This window comes from Rudaea sp. (assembly GCF_036383415.1).
Classification (GTDB): domain Bacteria; phylum Pseudomonadota; class Gammaproteobacteria; order Xanthomonadales; family Rhodanobacteraceae; genus Rudaea.
In genome coordinates, this window is the sequence record NZ_DASVOK010000282.1 from 1 (window position 1) to 1,535 (window position 1,535).

A 1,535-nucleotide genomic window follows, 5' to 3' on the forward strand; every position below is an offset into this window, starting at 1 on the left:
GCATGCACGTCGGTGTCGAACATCAACAGGCCGACCAGCTTCTGGCCACCCTGCACGAGGCCGAATTCGCCGGACTGCTTGATCGAATTGTCGGTGTCCTGGCCGGCATTGGCGAACGCCACCACATCCGCCTTCGAGCTCTGCGCCTGCAGCGCGAACGAGGAGAAGTCGGCGGTGTTGGTTGGATGGCGCACGCTGCCGAGCACCTTGCCGCCCATCTCGTTGATGAAGCGCGTCGCATCCTTCTCGAGCTGCTGGCCGAAGGCATAGTCGGCAGTGATGAAGTACCAGGACTTGCCGCCCTCCGCGATCACCGCCGAGGCCGTCACCTTCGACAGCGCATAGGTGTCGTAGGTGAAGTGCACGGTGTTGGGGCTGCACAATTCATCGGTGAGCGAGCTTGCGCCAGGACCGGACAGCAGCGCGATCTTGTTGCGCTCGCGCACCATGTTGTGCACGGCGATCGCAATGCCGGAGTTGGGGATGTCGGCGATCGCGTCGACCTTGCCGTTGTCGAACCAGCCGCGGGCGATCTGAACCCCAACGTCGGTCTTCATCTGGTGGTCGGCGGAGATGATCTCGATTGGCTTGCCGAGCACGGTGGGGCCGAATTCCTCGACCGCCATCTTGGCTGCCTCGACCGAGCCCGGGCCGGAATTGTCGCGTCCCCAGCTCGACAGGTCAGTCAGCACCCCGATGCGCACGACGTCATCGGAAATCTGGGCGTGCGCGGCCGTCGTCATTGCCGCGAGAATGGCTGCCGCCAAAAAATGTCTCATCATTCCCTCCCTCTGGATGTCCGCATTCTCAGGCGGAGCGTCCCGCGATTAGGAATTATCTAATCAGTTTGTCAATAGCGAATTAGATGTGTGGGAATGTTGCCACACGATTGCCCCCTCGAATGTGGCGGTGCTTCACATTCGGTGAGTAAGCGCTTACATGGCTCATCCGGGATGACACTGCGGCTGGGCTTCGGGCTCGCACCAGAATTCGGCAGCAGTGCCAAGTCACTATGAAACAGGGGAATTTTCGCGGACGGCGTTGCGTTTCGCCGCCCGGGGCTAAGCCGCCCATCGAGGGTCTAGGCTGCTACGGGGCGGTGCATGGAGCGCATCGGCGAGCCGCGATCATAGACGGATTATGTTGAGACAACTCTTCGCGCCGCAGCTCGTCATTCTCTACGTGCTGGTGGCCTCTACGCTCTACGTCCACTTCCGCGGCAAGCAGCGCCTGCGCTTCGCCCGCCAGCTCGGCGATCACTCGACCTACCTCGCGCCCTACAATGTGCTGATGTATGCGGGTTCCGCCGTGCCGAACACGCCGGTGATCCCGGTCGAGCAGTTTCCCGAGCTCGAGAAGCTCTCCGACAATTGGGAGACGATCCGCGACGAGGCGACACGCCTGTTCGACGAGGGCTTCATCCGCGCCGCCGCCAAGAACAACGACTGGGGCTTCTATTCGTTCTTCAAGAGCGGCTGGAAGCGGTTCTATCTGAAATGGTACGACGACTTCCTGCCATCGGCGCGCACGCTGTG

2 protein-coding genes are annotated in these 1,535 nt (G+C 61.6%); one reads left to right on the forward strand and one right to left on the reverse strand.

The window, feature by feature from the left end; genetic code table 11:
- Window positions 1-779, reverse strand: a 779-nt coding sequence (locus tag VF497_RS10795; protein ID WP_330888528.1) for an ABC transporter substrate-binding protein, incomplete at its 3' end; no start/stop codon positions are given.
- 361 nt (window positions 780-1,140) lie between these two features.
- On the opposite strand from VF497_RS10795, the gene VF497_RS10800 reads away from it, so the two are divergent.
- The coding region (locus tag VF497_RS10800) for an aspartyl/asparaginyl beta-hydroxylase domain-containing protein (protein WP_330888530.1) at window positions 1,141-1,535 on the forward strand (395 nt) is incomplete at its 3' end.